This window comes from Luteithermobacter gelatinilyticus (assembly GCF_005849285.1).
In the GTDB taxonomy this organism is placed as follows: Bacteria; Pseudomonadota; Alphaproteobacteria; order Sphingomonadales; family Emcibacteraceae; genus Luteithermobacter; species Luteithermobacter gelatinilyticus.
On record NZ_CP040517.1, the window covers coordinates 1,533,448 to 1,548,831 of the forward strand.

17 protein-coding genes are annotated in these 15,384 nt (G+C 49.3%); 6 read left to right on the plus strand and 11 right to left on the minus strand.

The window, feature by feature from the left end; genetic code table 11:
- Window positions 1–157: 157 nt before the first annotated feature.
- The 4 genes from FE788_RS06945 to FE788_RS06960 form a co-directional block, all read right to left on the minus strand.
- Entirely contained in the window at window positions 158–1,030 is an 873-nt protein-coding gene (locus FE788_RS06945) for a universal stress protein (protein ID WP_138379945.1), read from the minus strand.
- A gap of 135 nt (window positions 1,031–1,165) precedes the next feature.
- Window positions 1,166–2,350 (minus strand): vWA domain-containing protein, encoded by a 1,185-nt coding sequence (locus tag FE788_RS06950; RefSeq protein ID WP_138379946.1) that lies wholly within the window; start codon window positions 2,348–2,350, stop codon window positions 1,166–1,168.
- Between the two features lie 8 nt (window positions 2,351–2,358).
- On the minus strand, window positions 2,359–3,204 hold the full coding sequence (locus FE788_RS06955; protein ID WP_138379947.1) for an AAA family ATPase: 846 nt from the start codon (window positions 3,202–3,204) through the stop codon (window positions 2,359–2,361).
- Between the two features lie 190 nt (window positions 3,205–3,394).
- Window positions 3,395–5,083: a tetratricopeptide repeat protein gene (locus FE788_RS06960; RefSeq protein WP_138379948.1), complete on the minus strand. Its 1,689-nt coding sequence runs from the start codon at window positions 5,081–5,083 to the stop codon at window positions 3,395–3,397.
- 183 nt (window positions 5,084–5,266) lie between these two features.
- On the opposite strand from FE788_RS06960, the gene flbT reads away from it, so the two are divergent.
- The 4 genes from flbT to FE788_RS06980 all read left to right on the plus strand — a co-directional run bounded on the left by flbT (window position 5,267) and on the right by FE788_RS06980 (window position 7,852).
- Window positions 5,267–5,692, plus strand: a complete 426-nt coding sequence (flbT, locus tag FE788_RS06965) for a flagellar biosynthesis repressor FlbT (RefSeq protein WP_138379949.1) — start codon at window positions 5,267–5,269, stop codon at window positions 5,690–5,692.
- Window positions 5,652–6,086, plus strand: coding sequence for a flagellar biosynthesis regulator FlaF (gene flaF / locus FE788_RS06970; RefSeq protein WP_138379950.1), 435 nt, complete (start codon window positions 5,652–5,654; stop codon window positions 6,084–6,086). Before flbT ends, flaF begins: the two co-directional genes overlap by 41 nt.
- 284 nt (window positions 6,087–6,370) lie before the next feature.
- Window positions 6,371–7,213, plus strand: a complete 843-nt coding sequence (locus tag FE788_RS06975; protein ID WP_138379951.1) for a flagellin — start codon at window positions 6,371–6,373, stop codon at window positions 7,211–7,213.
- Window positions 7,214–7,396: 183 nt separating this feature from the next.
- Window positions 7,397–7,852 (plus strand): flagellar protein FlaG, encoded by a 456-nt coding sequence (locus FE788_RS06980; RefSeq protein WP_138379952.1) that lies wholly within the window; start codon window positions 7,397–7,399, stop codon window positions 7,850–7,852.
- A 190-nt stretch (window positions 7,853–8,042) separates the two neighbouring features.
- Here the strand turns inward: FE788_RS06980 and FE788_RS06985 are convergent, their stop codons facing one another.
- From FE788_RS06985 to FE788_RS07000, 4 genes are all read right to left on the minus strand, one after another.
- The gene (locus tag FE788_RS06985; protein WP_138379953.1) at window positions 8,043–8,873 is read right to left on the minus strand and encodes a flagellin; all 831 of its coding nucleotides are present in this window, start codon (window positions 8,871–8,873) and stop codon (window positions 8,043–8,045) included.
- 281 nt (window positions 8,874–9,154) lie between these two features.
- Window positions 9,155–9,652 carry a hypothetical protein gene (locus FE788_RS06990; RefSeq protein ID WP_138379954.1) on the minus strand — a complete coding sequence of 166 codons (498 nt, stop codon included), beginning with the start codon at window positions 9,650–9,652 and terminating at the stop codon, window positions 9,155–9,157.
- A 9-nt stretch (window positions 9,653–9,661) separates the two neighbouring features.
- Window positions 9,662–10,012, minus strand: coding sequence for a rod-binding protein (locus tag FE788_RS06995; protein ID WP_138379955.1), 351 nt, complete (start codon window positions 10,010–10,012; stop codon window positions 9,662–9,664).
- Complete coding sequence (locus tag FE788_RS07000) at window positions 10,012–11,154, minus strand: flagellar basal body P-ring protein FlgI (protein ID WP_138379956.1); 1,143 nt, start codon at window positions 11,152–11,154, stop codon at window positions 10,012–10,014. Before FE788_RS07000 ends, FE788_RS06995 begins: the two co-directional genes overlap by 1 nt.
- A 378-nt stretch (window positions 11,155–11,532) precedes the next feature.
- Between FE788_RS07000 and FE788_RS07005 the strand changes: the two genes are divergently transcribed.
- Both FE788_RS07005 and dksA read left to right on the plus strand, forming a co-directional pair.
- A complete protein-coding gene (locus tag FE788_RS07005) occupies window positions 11,533–11,955 on the plus strand; it encodes a flagellar assembly protein FliX (protein WP_138379957.1) in 423 nt (140 codons plus the stop codon).
- Between the two features lie 172 nt (window positions 11,956–12,127).
- Window positions 12,128–12,544, plus strand: a complete 417-nt coding sequence (dksA, locus tag FE788_RS07010; protein WP_138379958.1) for an RNA polymerase-binding protein DksA — start codon at window positions 12,128–12,130, stop codon at window positions 12,542–12,544.
- A 148-nt stretch (window positions 12,545–12,692) separates the two neighbouring features.
- On the opposite strand, the gene FE788_RS07015 is transcribed toward dksA, so the two are convergent.
- From FE788_RS07015 to FE788_RS07025, 3 genes are all read right to left on the minus strand, one after another.
- Window positions 12,693–13,085, minus strand: coding sequence for an acyl-CoA thioesterase (locus tag FE788_RS07015; protein ID WP_138379959.1), 393 nt, complete (start codon window positions 13,083–13,085; stop codon window positions 12,693–12,695).
- 75 nt (window positions 13,086–13,160) lie between these two features.
- The gene (locus FE788_RS07020; RefSeq protein WP_168190310.1) at window positions 13,161–13,856 is read right to left on the minus strand and encodes a S24 family peptidase; all 696 of its coding nucleotides are present in this window, start codon (window positions 13,854–13,856) and stop codon (window positions 13,161–13,163) included.
- Window positions 13,857–13,995: 139 nt separating this feature from the next.
- Window positions 13,996–15,354, minus strand: a complete 1,359-nt coding sequence (locus tag FE788_RS07025; protein ID WP_168190311.1) for a putative bifunctional diguanylate cyclase/phosphodiesterase — start codon at window positions 15,352–15,354, stop codon at window positions 13,996–13,998.
- Window positions 15,355–15,384 lie beyond the last annotated feature (30 nt).

Consider the following 15,384-nt stretch of genomic DNA (forward strand, 5'->3'; position numbering starts at 1 on the left):
CCAGTGCGTCTCGCAACGGCTATGCCATCTCATCACAATTCAGCCTGGCTTCCCGTTACTCCAACAAACGGAAAACGCCTGTTGATCAGTGTCCTCCCCCTATCATTCAGGAAAACAGCAGGGGGAGGATGCTTCATCTGCTTTCTGGCAGTATTCCTCAATCCGGTTTGATTGCAAGAATATCCGTACGAAGGATTTTCAGGATCTTTTCACAGGTGCTGCCCAGAACAATCCGGGAAAGCCCCTTTCGCCGATGAGTGCCGAGTACCACAAGTTCTGCATGCAGCTTGCCGGCCTGGGACGGAATCACCTTGTTGGCTTTGCCGGCTTTGATGTGAATATTTTCCGGCGGGATACCATATTTGGCCACATAATCCTGCAGCTTTTTAAGTCTTTTTTCCTTAAAACGTTTCTGCATTTCGTTGGTGTTGATAATGTCCAGGTCAGCCAGAGCCGGATTATAAGTAATGACGTAACTGCAATGCAGGCTCGCGTCAAGGAGATCGGCAAAATACCGGGCCTGGGTGAGCACCTTGTCATTCAGTGCCATTTGTTCTTCATCATCATTGGAAAAATCCACAGTGGCGAGGACAACACGTTTGCTGCGCCAGCGGTGGGCATGGAGAATTAGAACCGGAATCTTGGGCAGGGTCAGCAGATGAAAGTCTGAGGGCCGGTGGAAAAGCGTTTCCGAACGGTGACCGGTTTTGATAATCAGGTCAAATTCCTCCTTTGCACAGGCTTTTTCGACTGCATCAATGAGGCTTTTGTTCCACTGGACTTCTCCGGTGATATTGTTCTTGCCCTCTAGGAGCTTGCTGAGCGCATATTTCTCTCTTGAGATCAGCGTATCTTTCAGGGCTTCGCGCTGCTCGTTGCTGATCAGTTCCTGCTGTTCGTAAAGGGAATCATGAACCACAGAGAGGACATGTACACTGACTTTTGCCCGCTCTGCAAAAAACAGTGCCTTGTCATAGGCTAAGCTGGGCTGGTCAGGAAGACGGTCGGCAATTACAAGTATTTTTTTCATCACAAAAGTCCCTTTGCTGTAGTCTAAATGCGAACTCTACCCTTATCATAGAGCGAAAAAAGATCGCTGAAAATGATGTACGTCAGGGTAAGGAGAATTTATTTTCTAACTTAAGGAAATAGGGGGCGGAACGGGTTATTTTTTTCGGCTCAATTCCTTCATGGCGTCTTCAAGGCCCCCAAGGGTGAGCGGATACATCCGATCCTGCATCAATTGCCGGACCATGCCGATGGAATGGGTATAATCCCAATATTTTTCTTTTACCGGATTCAACCAGACAGCGCTTTCATAAACGTTCAGCAGGCGTTTCATCCATACTTCGCCGCTTTCTTCATTCCAGTGTTCGACACTGCCGCCGGGATAAACGATCTCATAAGGGCTCATAGACGCGTCCCCGACAAAGATCACTTTATAATCGTGGGGATATTTATGCAGGATATCCCATGTGTTGATACGATTGGCATGCCGGCGCCGGTTATCTTGCCACACACTTTCATAAAGAAAATTATGGAAATAAAAATATTCCATATTTTTGAATTCTGTCCGGGCGGCGGAAAACAGCTCTTCACAGATCTTGATGAAGGGATCCATTGACCCGCCCACATCAAAGAAAATCAGCACCTTGACGGCATTATGGCGCTCCGGCACCATTTTAATATCCAGCCAGCCCTGCTTCGCCGTGGAATGGATAGTGTCATGCAGATCCAGTTCGCTGGCGGCCCCTTCACGGGCAAACTGTCGCAAGCGACGAAGTGCTACCTTTATGTTGCGGGTGCCCAGCTCAACAGAATCATCGAGATTTCGGAACTGACGTTTGTCCCACACTTTTACGGCACGGCCGTGCCGGCCTTCCTTCTGGCCGATACGGACACCTTCAGGGTTATAGCCATAGGCACCAAAGGGCGAGGTGCCAGCGGTGCCAATCCATTTGTTTCCACCTTGGTGGCGTTCTTTTTGTTCTTCAAGCCGCTTTTGCAGCGTTTCCATCAGTTTTTCCCAATCCCCGATGGCTTCTATTTTGGCCATTTCTTCAGGAGTGAGAAATTTTTCCGCCAGTTTTCTGAGCCATTCCTCAGGGATTTCGGCAACAAGGTCTTCTCCCTCCGGCGCTTCAAGGCCCTTGAAATGATGTCCGAATACCTGGTCGAATTTGTCCAGGTTTCGTTCGTCCTTCACCAGAGTTGCGCGGCTGAGATAATAAAAATCATCAATAGAATAATTGGCCAGCCCCGCCTTCATGGCCTCCATCAACGTGAGATATTCCCGTAAGGAAACGGGAACGCCATGTTCTCTTAAGGAAAGGAAGAAGTCCACAAACATGATTGGGGTTACCTGCCGTCCCGTTTGCTCATAAACGCCAGTCTTTCAAACAGATGCACGTCCTGCTCATTTTTGAGAAGCGCCCCATGCAGCGGCGGGATGAGTTTTTTCGGATCACGGCTTTTCAGCACCTCCAACGGCATGTCTTCCACCATCAGAAGTTTCAACCAGTCCAGAAGTTCCGACGTGGATGGCCGTTTTTTCAGACCCGGCACCTCGCGGATATCATAGAACAAGTTGAGCGCCTCGCGCACCAGCATTTGCTGAATATCCGGGAAATGAACCTGAACGATTTCCGCCATGGTTGTCTTGTCAGGGAACTGGATATAGTGGAAAAAACAGCGCCTGAGAAAAGCATCCGGCAATTCTTTTTCGTTGTTGCTGGTGATAATGACCAAAGGCCGCTGTTTGGCCTTGATCACTTCACCGGTTTCGTAGACAAAAAATTCCATCCGGTCCAGTTCCTGCAACAAATCGTTGGGGAACTCGATGTCCGCCTTGTCGATTTCGTCGATCAACAGAACCGGTGCTTCCTTGGCCTCAAAGGCTTGCCAGAGTTTACCCTTTTTGATGTAGTTACGAATGTCCTTGACTTTTTCGTCCCCCAACTGGGAATCCCGCAGACGGGATACGGCGTCATATTCGTATAAGCCCTGTTGTGCTTTGGTGGTGGACTTGATGTGCCACTCAATAAGCTCCTTATTGAGAGCCTTTGCCACTTCATGCGCCAGAACCGTCTTGCCGGTTCCCGGTTCCCCCTTGATCAGCAGGGGACGCTGTAAGGTCAACGCCGCATTCACCGCGACCATCAGATCCTCGGTTGCTATATAACTGTCGGTACCTGTAAATTTCATGATCAAACACCCGTTTTATTTCACCGCGCACAGAGTACTGCAGCGCAGCAAAATCGTCAAAGGATTTCGGTTACTGTCTCATCAGTTCCAACCATGCCGGTCCGGCATCATCGTTGCATATGCTGAAGATCAAGTGGTGAAGATAATGCCGCTTTTAGAGTGAATTGAGCCAACCTATGCACAATTCACTCTAGCCTTTGGTGGCTTTTATGGTTTCCAGCCAGGGACGAAATTCTTCTTCCGTAAAAACGGGGAAGAAATCCGCCCAGGTCATATCGGCCGGTTTAATGGTTTTTCGGGCCTTTCTGAACATGGGCGTCCCGCGTTCCTCACCAAAAGCATACCAGGGACGTCTTGTATGCAGCCACCAGGCCGGACAGCCGGAAGCGGCAGCCAACGGGAGCGGGGTAGTGGCCGGACCGATCACCAGATCAAGATTTTTCATCAACGCCGCAGTGCCTTCAAAATCATCCTTGAGATCCAGTTCCTCAAACCTGTGGATGGTTAGGCCGGTCTGCGCTTCGAACTCCCGGATTTCCTCTTCACAATCCCCATATTGCACATTGATGAAATTGATATTTTCATTGCGCAGCAGGGGGGCCCAATCCCCAAGACCGGCATAATGTTCCTTGCGTCGCGCTAACAACAGGCCGCTGCGCCAACAGATTCCCACGTTAATTTTATGCGGCAGTGTTGCCAGTTTTTGACGCCAATAGTCGGCCTTGTCTTCTGTGGGGTGCAGAAAACCGTCACTCATGTCCGGAATGTCCTCCAGGCGACGCCAGCAGTATCGTAACGCCTGCATATACAGGCACATATAATCCACCTTCTCTGGCTCAAGCCCGTCATATAGCCGTATTCTTAACCCCTCCTGGTTGAGTCCGCCCTTGTACCCCAGAACGGTGGCCTCTGGGAAACTGTGCCGGTACAGGTCGACCAGACGATGGTCGCAGCCAATGATCACATGTTTGGCGGTCCGGATTATCTCTGGATATAGGGCGGCAAACAGGATTTCGTCGCCGACGCCCTGTTCGGCTCCAATAAAGATGACTTTGCCGCGCAAGTCCTCTCCCTGCCATTGCGGAATGTCATAAGGCATAAAAACAGATTCCGCCGAGGCTGGATGATTAAGCATTTTCATAGCGGCAAAGGCTTCGTCAAATTTGCCGATTGCAAAACTGTTGTGCCATAACGCCTGATAGGCTTTGGGATCGTTGGGGGCCAGTTCAGTCGCTCTTTGTGCCAGCTCCCATGCCTTCTCATGCATTCCGAGATGAGAATAGGTAAGTGCCAGATTCAGGATCACCATGACACTGTCGGGATTCAAACGATAGGCTTCTTCATAAAAAACCAGGCTGGCCGGATAACCATCACGAAAGCTTACCGCCGCAGCCAGCGTATTCCACAGCATGAAATTGTCGGGAAACTGGGGGATAATGGATTTGAGAAGTTCGATGGAGTCATCGACCTGGTCATTTTCCCTCAACGCTGTAGCCAGGTTGTTATACCCCATGGGGTTCGAGGGGTTCTGCTGAATGTAGAGCTGATAACACTTAATGGCCAGATCATTCAAATCCATGGCCAGACAGGCCCCGCCAATAATTTCACAAATCGCCGGATTATCAGCATTCTGCGCCAGGGCATGTTCCAGCATCTGTATTGCTTTTCCCTTCATGCCGAGTTTGAACAGACACTGCGCCATGAAAGGCAGAATATTGGGAGAATAATCTTTATATCTGAGAGAGGAATTAAAATATCTGAGTGCTTCTTTGTAGTTGCCCGCTTTGTAGAATTTGGTGGCTTTTTTGACCTGCTTGTCATACTGGGCGGCCGTTTTGGGGGCAGGAAGCGGTTTGATGGTTTTTGTGTTACGTGTCATACAATCCTCACCTTAAAAACATCGCCATGATTTCAGAGTGGCATAGATGTGTCAATTCTTCTTAAAATCATTGTGTTCATGCGCCCTGTGCTGTTATCGTTAACCAACAAATTCATTATTTATTAATATTATTTGTAAAAAATGTCAGAACCTCATGAAAAAGAGGGGCAAAGAGAGAACTAGATGGCACTGAAACTGTCACTTAAACCGGGTGAGAAAATAGTCGTAAACGGGGCAGTCATTGTAAACGGGGACCGACGGTCAACCCTCGTGCTTCAGAACAAAGCATCGCTCCTCAGGGAAAAGGACATTATGTTGGCGGAAGAAGTGGATACGCCCGTCAAGCATGTCTATTTTCCCATTATGTTGATGTATATGGATGAAAAGGGGTTCAAAAAATATCATGAGGAATTTGTTCTGAGAATGACAGAACTTCTCGGGGTGGTGGAGAATCCCGAAGCCAAAACACTCTGTGTCGCCATCAGCAAGGATGTGATGGACGGAGAATTTTACAAGGCCCTGATGAAATGCAAGAAACTCTTTGAATATGAAAAAGTGAGATTGGCATATGTCCCTGAAAGCATATCAGACGACACAACAGGCGAGTGAAACAGCCAGCCAGACCGAATACCGTTTGTTTGCTGACGTTACGCGCGCATTGATGGAGGCCAAGGGGTTATCCAAACTGGATCAGAAACTCCACGATGCGTTGTATTGGAACCGTCGGGTATGGTCCACGCTAGCCACGGACTGTGCGCTGGAAGGGAATCAGTTGCCCGCGCAACTGAGGGCACAGATTATTTCTCTATCCATCTTTATTGGGAAATATAGTTCCCAGGTTGCGCGCGGCGAGCAGGACATCCAAACGCTGATCGACATTAACAAGAATATCATGGAAGGGTTAGCGATGCAGGCGCAGCGTCAGTCTCAGGCTTCTGAGGCTGCTTCCGAAGACAAAACGGCAAAAACACCGCCGTCTCAGGGCTTGTCCTATACCGTCTGACAAAAATTAATGAAAATGTTAACTGTTCGAGGACCCCGGCCGATCCTCTGCCGGGACATTCTTTGTAACCTTATGATATTTATAGATTTTTGAAAAAATATTTAAAAAATACGTTGTTAACCTTTTATTAACAGCTTATAGCTTAGGGTGAAAATGCAGGTGAAGCTGTCAGAAAGATGGTTTCTCCCAGTGATTTCCCGGGCAAAAGGCCCGGGGTTAAGGGCATAAGGCCCGCATGGAGCAAAATGCTCCATTAATGTACTCTCAGAATGGAGATTTAAGTTATGGCATTTTCAGTCAACACCAATGCAGGCGCTCTTTTCGCTCTGCAGAACCTCAATTCCACCAATTCCTCTCTTGATACTGTTCAGAACCGCATCAACACGGGCCTGAAGGTTGCCAGCGCCAAAGACAATGCAGCGGTTTTCGCCATTGCCCAGGGTCAGCGGGCCGACCTTGCCGGGCTGGAGTCAGTGAAATCTTCACTGGATCGGGCAACCAGCTCTGTTGACGTGGCGCTTGCGGCGGCCGAGGCCGTTTCAGACCTTCTGATTCAGTTGAAAGAAAAAGCAACAGCAGCAACTGACCCTGGAGCAGACGCCGACGCTCGTACGGCTCTGAATGACGAGTTCCAGAACCTTCTGAGCCAGATTGATACGGTTGTCAACAATGCCGAGTTTAATGGCGTGAATGCCGTGAAGACCGGTGGTGCAAATATTCAGGCTCTTGTGGCTCTGCCGACAGGCGCCAATACGGCTGGCGATTATTCTATTACCGTGACGGCTACGGATATTTCCGCAAGTAACGGTCTTGACCTGACATCAGGTTTGGCCATTACCACCGCTGGCGGGGCTTCCGGTGCTCTGGCCAAGATTACTGCCGCAGAAAGCACGCTGAACACGTTCTTGTCCAAACTGGGCGCTGGCGCAAAACGCGTGGAAATTCAGCGGACCTTTACGAACAAACTGGCCGACCAGATTGAAGTTGGTATCGGGAACCTGGTGGATGCCGATCTGGCTCGTGAAAGCGCGAACCTGCAATCACTGCAGGTGAAGCAGCAGTTGGGTCTGCAGGCGCTCTCCATTGCTAATCAGGCGCCGGGAACCGTACTCTCCCTCTTCCGGTAAGGGTTTCCTTATTATAACAATGGTCTGGCGGGGCTCCAGCGGCCCCGCCGATTTCCCGACCGCAAGCACAGCTGTTCTTATAAAATATGGGTATTCAATGCGTTTTTCAGAATTGATTTATAATACAGAACAACGTTATATGATGTGTATGCGGAAAAACCGGGGCAAAAATAAGAGGTTAAAATGGTTGACGGAATCGACACATATAGTCCGCTTTTTGCGCAGGCTGGTGTTGTCCGTGCAAACGAACAGCCAACGGGCAATGGGCCGGACGTAAAAGGGCCTGTCGGGACCGAAAGGCCCAGGACAGAGCAGACCAGCGGGGTAAACGAAACCGACGTTTCCGCCGCGATCAGAAAAGCAGCGGAAGAAAAACTCAATTCCTTAAGCGCGGGCAGCGTTGAAAAATTTCTCAACGCCGCGGAAGAATTTATCAATAAATCGCTTCCCAACAAACCACCCCAGACCCGGTTGCGTATCAATCAGGATGATGCAACGGGAGTGTTTGTGTATCAGGGGGTAGATGTAAATTCAGGGGAAGTAGTTAAACAGTGGCCGGCGGATGAAATTCTCAAATTCCTGGCGTTTTATCGCGAGAAGGAAGGGGCCGAAGGAATTGTTCTTGATGTTGATGCGTAAAAAAGACTGTCTTGTTTTAAGCTCTTGAAAAACCTGCCAACATTCTCGGCGGGTTTTTTGTTGTATATTCATGTGACAAGTGGGGGAGACGTTTCGACCGATCTGTTCTTTTTTTATCAGCCGTTCTGTTCTGGACAAAAGAAAGGCCGGCAAGTGCCGGCCTTTGCTGCCAGAATACAAATACGATTCTTCAGCCGCCAAACAGGTTGAGAATGGACTGTGGGGCCTGATTGGCGATGGACAGGGCCTGAACCCCCAATTGTTGTTTCACCTGTAGGGCCTGAAGATTGGCACTTTCCTTGGCCATATTGGCGTCCACCAAGTTTCCTATTCCCACTTCAAGGCTATCGGCAATCTTGTCGGAAAATACCCGCTGCGCTTCCAGGGACTTTCCGCCAGCACCAAGAGATGTCAGAACCGAATTCACATTGTCCAGTGCCGTATCCACAGTTGTGACCATGGCCGCGGCATCGGTCTGGGTCGTAATGGAATCCCCGGCCGTCAAAGTAATATTCGGGCCGCCCAAGGTTAGATTCTGGTGGGCAATGGTAATGGTTTGGGTGGCGTCCGGATTAGTGATGGCAACGATAATATCCGTGCCGCCGTCCAGAATATTCGTTCCGTTGAATTCCGCATTGTTGATGATGGTGGTGATCTGATCCCGAAGGGCTTCGAAATCTTCGGCTAGGGCATCGCGGCTTTTCTGATCGAGCCCTGCGTCTGCTGCTGCAACGGCTTTTTCTTTCATCTCAATCAAAATGTCTGAAATAGAGCCTGCCGCGGCCAGGGCAATATCTACCGTACTGATAGACCTGTCCAGACTTTGCTTAACCGCGTTATATCCCTTCAAATCCGCCCGTAATTGTTGGGCAATGGAAAAAATCGCCGCGTTATCCTTGGCAGTTGAAATTTTCAGGCCCGTATTGATCCGGGTTTGTACCGTTTCCAGATCTGTGGTCGTTTTGTTCAGGTTTTGTAGTGCGGACAAGGCACTGGCATTGGTGTTAACTGAGAAGGACATACCGCTCTCCTATTTAAATGTATTCTGACATACTGATAGAGTCATATGCTGCGTTTGTTTTACTTTTTCGATTGTAGTTAATGCATTTTTCATGCCATTCCTCAAAATACATGTAACTATTTGAAATATATTAGTTTTTAAAAGAAAACCATTTATCAAAACCTATGACTTGGCGGAAGCAGGGGAAAAAAATTCCCTGATCAACAGGTAAAGCCTGCAGGGCAGGGATAAAAAAAGCGGGGTCCAAAACCCCGCTAAAATTTTACCCGGAGATGGCCGGTTTATATGGTTTCATTCAGCGTTAATGTTGTTGGTGTTTTGGCCGTTTGGGGGTCTTTCAGCTTGGCATTAGCCCCATAAGCCTGACTTTTATTGGCTTGCCGGGCAATTTCATCTCCCACAGCCTTGATCATTTTTTCGGAAATGGTCTTTAGCGCCTTGAGCTTGCGTTTATGGTCCTCCAGGACTTCCTGAAACTCGCGAGTGACTTTTTTCAGCAGGCGCAGATGATCCGCAGATCCCGCAGTTTTCAAACCCCCAGCTTGTTGCAGCGCTGTCATTTGCTGGTGATAGGTCGCGGCCAGGCGATTTTTGTCTTCCGCAAGACTGGCAATATCCCCGGGACGACGGGCGTTAAGAAGGGAAATTTCTTTTTTGATAAGCGCCGTGAGGTCCCTGGTGACCTGTATCAGTGAAGGCAGATCCCCCTGTGAGAACTGCCCCCGTGAAACTTTTTCAGGCGAAAACTGTTCGGGGAAGAATTTTCTATCGTCTGACATGTTTCGTCCTCATTTTTGTGGGGAAAGGGAGGGGGCAGGGACATTGTCCTGCTGTCCGGCTTCCTGGGTTTTCAGTATTTCGCGATACACAGCATCGGAAAGCCCGATGCCACCATTGCGGCTGATTGTGTTGGCCATTTGTTCATTCAACAGGTCCCGGTATATGCCCTCACTGTGCCCGCCGCCAAACGGCCCATCGGTTTGCAGCCCCATCGACATATTTTTCAGGATTTCCGAAAGGAAGATGGCCTCGAACTCATTGGCGGCATCCCGGGCCGCTTTCTGGGCCTGGGTTTTGGGGCTCTCCACACTGTGCTGAACAACGTTTTTGCCCTGGATGTCAAAGACTTTCATTTCCATCACATCACCTCTATATCCGCATGCAGTGCGCCGGAAACCTTGAGGGCCTGAAGGATGGAAATCATGTCCCTTGGCCCGATTCCCAAGGCATTTAAGCCATCAACAAGATCTTGGAGATTCACTCCGGGTTTCAGTAGGGCGAGTTTTTTGCCTTCACCAGTGTCCACCTCAACTTCGGTGCGGGGAACCACCTGCGTCTCTCCGCCTTGGGCAAAGGGGGCGGGTTGGGATACCTGGGGTGTTTCCGTAACCCGAATGGTCAGGTTGCCCTGCGCGATGGCCACTTCACTGACCCGAACTTCCTGCCCAATCACAATGATTCCGGATTTTTCATCAATCACAACCCGGGCTTTCTGGTCCGGTTCCACATAAAATTGTTCAATTTCCGTCACCAAAGAAATCATATTTTTGGGATATCCCCGGGGTTTCTGCAACTGTACCGTTGCCGGGTCCACGGGGTCCGCCACATTAACCCCCAGTTCCCGGTTAATGGTTTCTGCAATCCGTTGCGCCGTGGTAAAATCCGGTTCTCTTAACGCAAGATGAAGAACATCAAGATCCGCCATACTGTAGTTGATTTCGCGCTCAATGATGGCCCCATTGGGAATACGGCCAGCTGTAGGAACGCCGGTTGTGATGTTTGCCGCATCGCCGCCCGCGGAAAAACCGGCAATCTGCAGCGCCCCTTGCGCGACGGCATAAACTTCACCATCGGCGCCGAGCAAGGGGGTGACGATAAGTGTCCCCCCCCGCAAATCTTCAGCGTCTCCGATGGCGCTGATGGTTACATCAATACGGCTGCCGGCACGGGCAAAAGGGGGCAGGCTCGCCGTGACCATAACCGCAGCAGTGTTGTCTGTTTTCATGGTGGCGTCGCGGGTGTTAACCCCTAAACGCTCCAGCATGGCCGTGATACTTTGCTGGGTAAAGGGGGCGTTGCGCAGTGTATCGCCGGTGCCATTCAGGCCAACCACAAGACCATAACCGACCAGTTGGTTTTCCCTCACGCCCTCTACGGCAACCAGATCCTTGATACGGGAAGCCGCAGAAACGTTTCCCGACACTGTTATAAAAACAGCGACAAAGAGGAGCAAAAAGACAACGCTTTTTTTCAGCGCCTGTTCTGAACTGATTTTACCCATTGTTTTTGACGATCCATTGTTGACAGACGTTCCACATCACAAGAATAAAAGCAAAATCCGTGCCAGGGTGAGACAACATGAAGAAAGTCTTTTAATGCATTGTAAATAAAGTTTTTTAATTATAAATTTCCCTGTCAGGTGCTCCCGAAGGGGTCTGTTATTCCACTCCATAAGAAAAATTTTCCGCCTTTTTTGACACACCGGCAAGCCTTGCCGGGCTATTTATCCGGAAATATTTTGCAGTTGTTGGCGTGCAGATTTTTATGCCCGGATTTCTCTTTTAAGAAATTCTCCCTCCAGAAATTCTCTAGGAACAGCAGCCCCGATCTGCTAAAAAATAAGAATATTAGTGCCTCATTCAGCAGAAGGATCTGATTTATGGAAATCAAAGGACCCGGAAAAATCTCCACGCCAGGAGTGAGCCGGAAAAAAGACAAGAAAGCGACAGATAAAGCCGGTTTCCAGAAACAGCTCTCCACCGAGGAAACATCCGCCAGCGCCGGGCTCAGTGGAACCGCACCGCTTACAGCGGTGACCTCTTTACTGGCCCTGCAGGAAGCGGGCACGGCCACCGATGGGCGGTCCCGTGGCGTCGCACGGGCAGAAGAACTTCTGGATCATCTGGAAGCCATCAGGACAGGACTGCTGATCGGGCAAATCCCCGTCCAGAAACTACGTGACGTTGCAAAAGTGGTCAATCAACAGCGCGGAGTCGTTAATGATAAAGCGCTGGAGAGCCTTCTTGATGACATAGAACTGCGGGTCAAGGTTGAACTGGCGAAACTTGAAATGATTGACTAAAAAGTTGATTCTAAAGGACTAATAATCCATTTTCCAGCTCTGATATTTCTCTTACCTTCTCGTAATACGCACAAAACGGAAAATTGCTTCAAATGCTTCTTGAAAAGTAGGGGGGAGTTGATTAGGTTGTGTGCGAAATTAACATAATAAGGTCAAAGATCAGAGGTGCTGGATGACAGTCGAGTTGCCTGAGGGATACAAACCGTCTGCAGATGAAGAGTTTATGAACCCTATGCAGGTTGAGTATTTTCGGCGGAAATTGCTCAAATGGAAAGAGGATATTCTGCGTGATTCCAAAGAAACGCTGAATCACCTTCAGGAAGATAGTCTCAAGGAACCTGATATTGCAGACCGCGCCTCGTCTGAAACAGACTGGTCTGTGGAATTGAGAACCCGCGACCGTCAACGCAAGCTGATTGCCAAGATTGACGCCGCCTTGGAGCGCATCCGCAAAGGTGAATATGGCTATTGTGAGGTGACCGGTGAACCCATCAGCCTGGAACGGCTGGATGCCCGTCCCATTGCCACCATGACCCTGGAAGCCCAGGAAATGCATGAAAAATACGAAAAGGTGCACCGGGACGACTGATCTTCGTTACACGTCACGGACCTTGCACCTACAAAACATTCTACCCTGTGGCGGTTGGAGTGCCCGCGGTTCTTTTTCATGTCATTCACAATTCATTCTAATAAAATATCCGGCAGTTGAATTTTCTACATCGGCACGGGCAGAGCGATCAGTCCTTTTTATGGATGGGGGTTGGTTTGTGATCTTCATTCAGGGCAACAAACACAAAATCCCCTTCGGTGACTTTGATTTCTTCTTTCAGGCCCCGACGCATCACCATAACCTCAATATGGATGGTGATGGAGGTGGTGCCGACCCGGACGATATCGGTATAGACACTGAGCCAGTCGCCCGGCAACACAGGGGCGTGAAATTTCATGGCTTCCACGGCCACAGTCGCCACGGGTCCGCCCACATATCTGATGGCTTCAATTCCCGCCGCCATGTCCATTTGCGATAAAATCCAGCCACCGAAAATATGACCATTGGCATTTAGATTGGAATAACTGGGGATGGTGCGAATGGTGGGCTGTCTATGAAATTTATCGTCAAAATCGCTCATTTTTCTATTTCCTGCTGTAACGCGCTGTTCTGATGGTGTTATCCTGATTCTGGTATCTTGTCCGGGGGTGGGCGTTCAGATTTTTCGGCCCATCCAGATGACCCGACCCAAAATATCCAGGCTCTCAGGTTCGCACCCCGACCAGCTTTCATAATGTGGATTGTCGCTTTTGATGCTGCATAGACCCGTGACGGGATTTAGGGATATTCTTTTGACCAGCAGCATATCATCATTGCGCAGGACATAAATGCCGTCATTACGGATTTTTTTTTCTGTCATGTCCACCAGAATATGATCCCCGTCAACCAGCGTTGGCGCCATTGAATCGCCTGATACCGTAATCACCGCCAGATCTTCTTCACTGGCATTCGAGCTATCGCGAATCCAGCTTTTCCGAAAAGCCAGTCGGTTATGCACGTCGTTGTTTTCGGCAAACGCACCGCTGCCGGCGGCGGCCTGGACATCATATACGTTAACCAGAATATAATCCGATGGTTGAAAATCTGCCGGAAAGTGAGGAGAAGCTTGTCCCGGCGTAGGAAAATCCTCCGGTGAACCAAAATAATCTGCCGGCAGATCAAAATGTTCAAGGATGGTGTTCAGGTCTTCCTGATTCAAACATTTGGGCACACCGCGTTTGATGAACTGCTGTATATAGGCGTGATTTTTTCCTATCAGCGCCGATATGGAGGCATAATCATCTCGGGAGCTTGTCCGGATCAGATGGTCAAGGCGCTCCCTTACCTGCTTGTAATAAGACGTATAATCCATGGAAGCTCCTGATCGAGAAGGGAAAGGCTTTATAGGACTATACCACATTATTCTCCAAAATACAGGAGATAGTAACGGGGCGGATAGGATTTAGAATGAATTGTGAATAGGTTGGCTCAATTCACTCTAGAACAAAGAATTACCGGGAATTATGGCCGCCGGCGATGAAGTTTTCTGCCTCAGAAGCGGGCAGGGGAGGAGCGATAAGGAACCCCTGTCCGGCATGACAGCCCAATTGGCGCAGGATCAGCAACTGTTCCTGCTGTTCAATCCCTTCGGCCACCAGATCAAGTCCCAGGGTTGTCGCCAGGTTGCTGATGATATGCACAAGTTTTTGGCTGTCCTCGTTACGGTTCATGTCCATAATGAAGCTGCGATCAATTTTCAATGTATCTATGGGAAAGCGGTGCAGATAGCTGAGGGATGAATATCCGGTGCCAAAATCATCAATGGCGAGTTGCAGTCCCAAGGATTTCAGATCGAGCAGAATATCCCGGGCCTGGTCTGCATTTTCCACCAAGCTGGATTCGGTAATTTCCAGTTTTAGATGGTGACCTTCCAGTCCGGAATGGCGCAACGCATCACGGGCAACCGCCATTACGTCATCCTGGGTGATTTGCATATTAGAAACATTCACATTGATCATCAGCGCCCCGGCTTCCGGATATTTTTTGATCCACTCACTGAGTTGCTGGCACGCGGTGGTCATACACCAGCGTCCCATTGGCAGAATCAGACCGCTTTCCTCGGCAAGCGGAATAAACTCTGCCGGAGAGACGGCACCCCGTTCCGGGTGGTTCCAGCGAGATAAGGCTTCAAATCCGATGAGGGTACCGCTGGCAAGATTGATAATGGGCTGATAATAAACTTCAAGTTCCCGGTTATCTATGGCCACGCCCAATTCTGTCTCCAGCTTCAGGATCGACTGGGCTCGGCTTTTGATTTCCGGTTTATAGACCAGGGTCCGGTCGGTGCTCAGCCCGTTAATGCGTTGCATTGCAGTATGGGCATCCTGGAGCAGTTCGATAAGGTTATGCAAGGTGGAGGTTCCGGAAGAAATGCCAATGGTGGCGGCCACCTGAATTTTCTGATTCCCCAGATGAATCTTTTTTGTCAGTTCATGATGAATTTGGCGAGCAAGGGCAACAGCTTCATTTTCCGCAGAATCATACGCCTCGTCATTTAAAAGTATGACAAATTTGTCGCCATCAAAGCGGGCCAGGAGTCCTTCGGGGGGCAGGCAGGACTGAATTTTCTGAGCAATCATTTTCAACAGCTCATCACCCGCTTCATAACCGTAACTCTCATTAATACGCTGGAGCTTGAAAATATTGATAAACAGAACAGCCGCGTCGCCGGGAGGCAGGTCATCGCCAAACCTGTCCTCTATCACCTGATAAAAATAATGTTTGTTTGGAAGATTGGTGAGACTGTCAAAATAATTGTAACGTTCAACTTCCTGCTCAAATTTCAGTTCCAGCCCTCTATCGGCACTCAACAACATGATCTTTTGAAGCGCGCCGTTCAA

Excerpts from the sequence above, each read along its gene's own strand:
- FE788_RS06945 (WP_138379945.1), bottom strand. The coding sequence starts at position 1,030 with ATGAAAAAAATACTTGTAATTGCCGACCGTCTTCCTGACCAGCCCAGC.
- FE788_RS07000 (WP_138379956.1), bottom strand. The coding sequence starts at position 11,154 with ATGGGTAAAATCAGTTCAGAACAGGCGCTGAAAAAAAGCGTTGTCTTT.
- flaF (WP_138379950.1), top strand. The coding sequence starts at position 5,652 with ATGTCCCTGAAAGCATATCAGACGACACAACAGGCGAGTGAAACAGCC.
- FE788_RS06955 (WP_138379947.1), bottom strand. The coding sequence starts at position 3,204 with ATGAAATTTACAGGTACCGACAGTTATATAGCAACCGAGGATCTGATG.
- FE788_RS06950 (WP_138379946.1), bottom strand. The coding sequence starts at position 2,350 with ATGTTTGTGGACTTCTTCCTTTCCTTAAGAGAACATGGCGTTCCCGTT.
- FE788_RS07015 (WP_138379959.1), bottom strand. The coding sequence starts at position 13,085 with ATGAGCGATTTTGACGATAAATTTCATAGACAGCCCACCATTCGCACC.
- FE788_RS07020 (WP_168190310.1), bottom strand. The coding sequence starts at position 13,856 with ATGGATTATACGTCTTATTACAAGCAGGTAAGGGAGCGCCTTGACCAT.
- flbT (WP_138379949.1), top strand. The coding sequence starts at position 5,267 with ATGGCACTGAAACTGTCACTTAAACCGGGTGAGAAAATAGTCGTAAAC.
- FE788_RS06960 (WP_138379948.1), bottom strand. The coding sequence starts at position 5,083 with ATGACACGTAACACAAAAACCATCAAACCGCTTCCTGCCCCCAAAACG.
- FE788_RS06995 (WP_138379955.1), bottom strand. The coding sequence starts at position 10,012 with ATGGAAATGAAAGTCTTTGACATCCAGGGCAAAAACGTTGTTCAGCAC.
- FE788_RS06975 (WP_138379951.1), top strand. The coding sequence starts at position 6,371 with ATGGCATTTTCAGTCAACACCAATGCAGGCGCTCTTTTCGCTCTGCAG.
- FE788_RS06985 (WP_138379953.1), bottom strand. The coding sequence starts at position 8,873 with ATGTCCTTCTCAGTTAACACCAATGCCAGTGCCTTGTCCGCACTACAA.
- FE788_RS07005 (WP_138379957.1), top strand. The coding sequence starts at position 11,533 with ATGGAAATCAAAGGACCCGGAAAAATCTCCACGCCAGGAGTGAGCCGG.
- FE788_RS06980 (WP_138379952.1), top strand. The coding sequence starts at position 7,397 with ATGGTTGACGGAATCGACACATATAGTCCGCTTTTTGCGCAGGCTGGT.
- FE788_RS06990 (WP_138379954.1), bottom strand. The coding sequence starts at position 9,652 with ATGTCAGACGATAGAAAATTCTTCCCCGAACAGTTTTCGCCTGAAAAA.
- dksA (WP_138379958.1), top strand. The coding sequence starts at position 12,128 with ATGACAGTCGAGTTGCCTGAGGGATACAAACCGTCTGCAGATGAAGAG.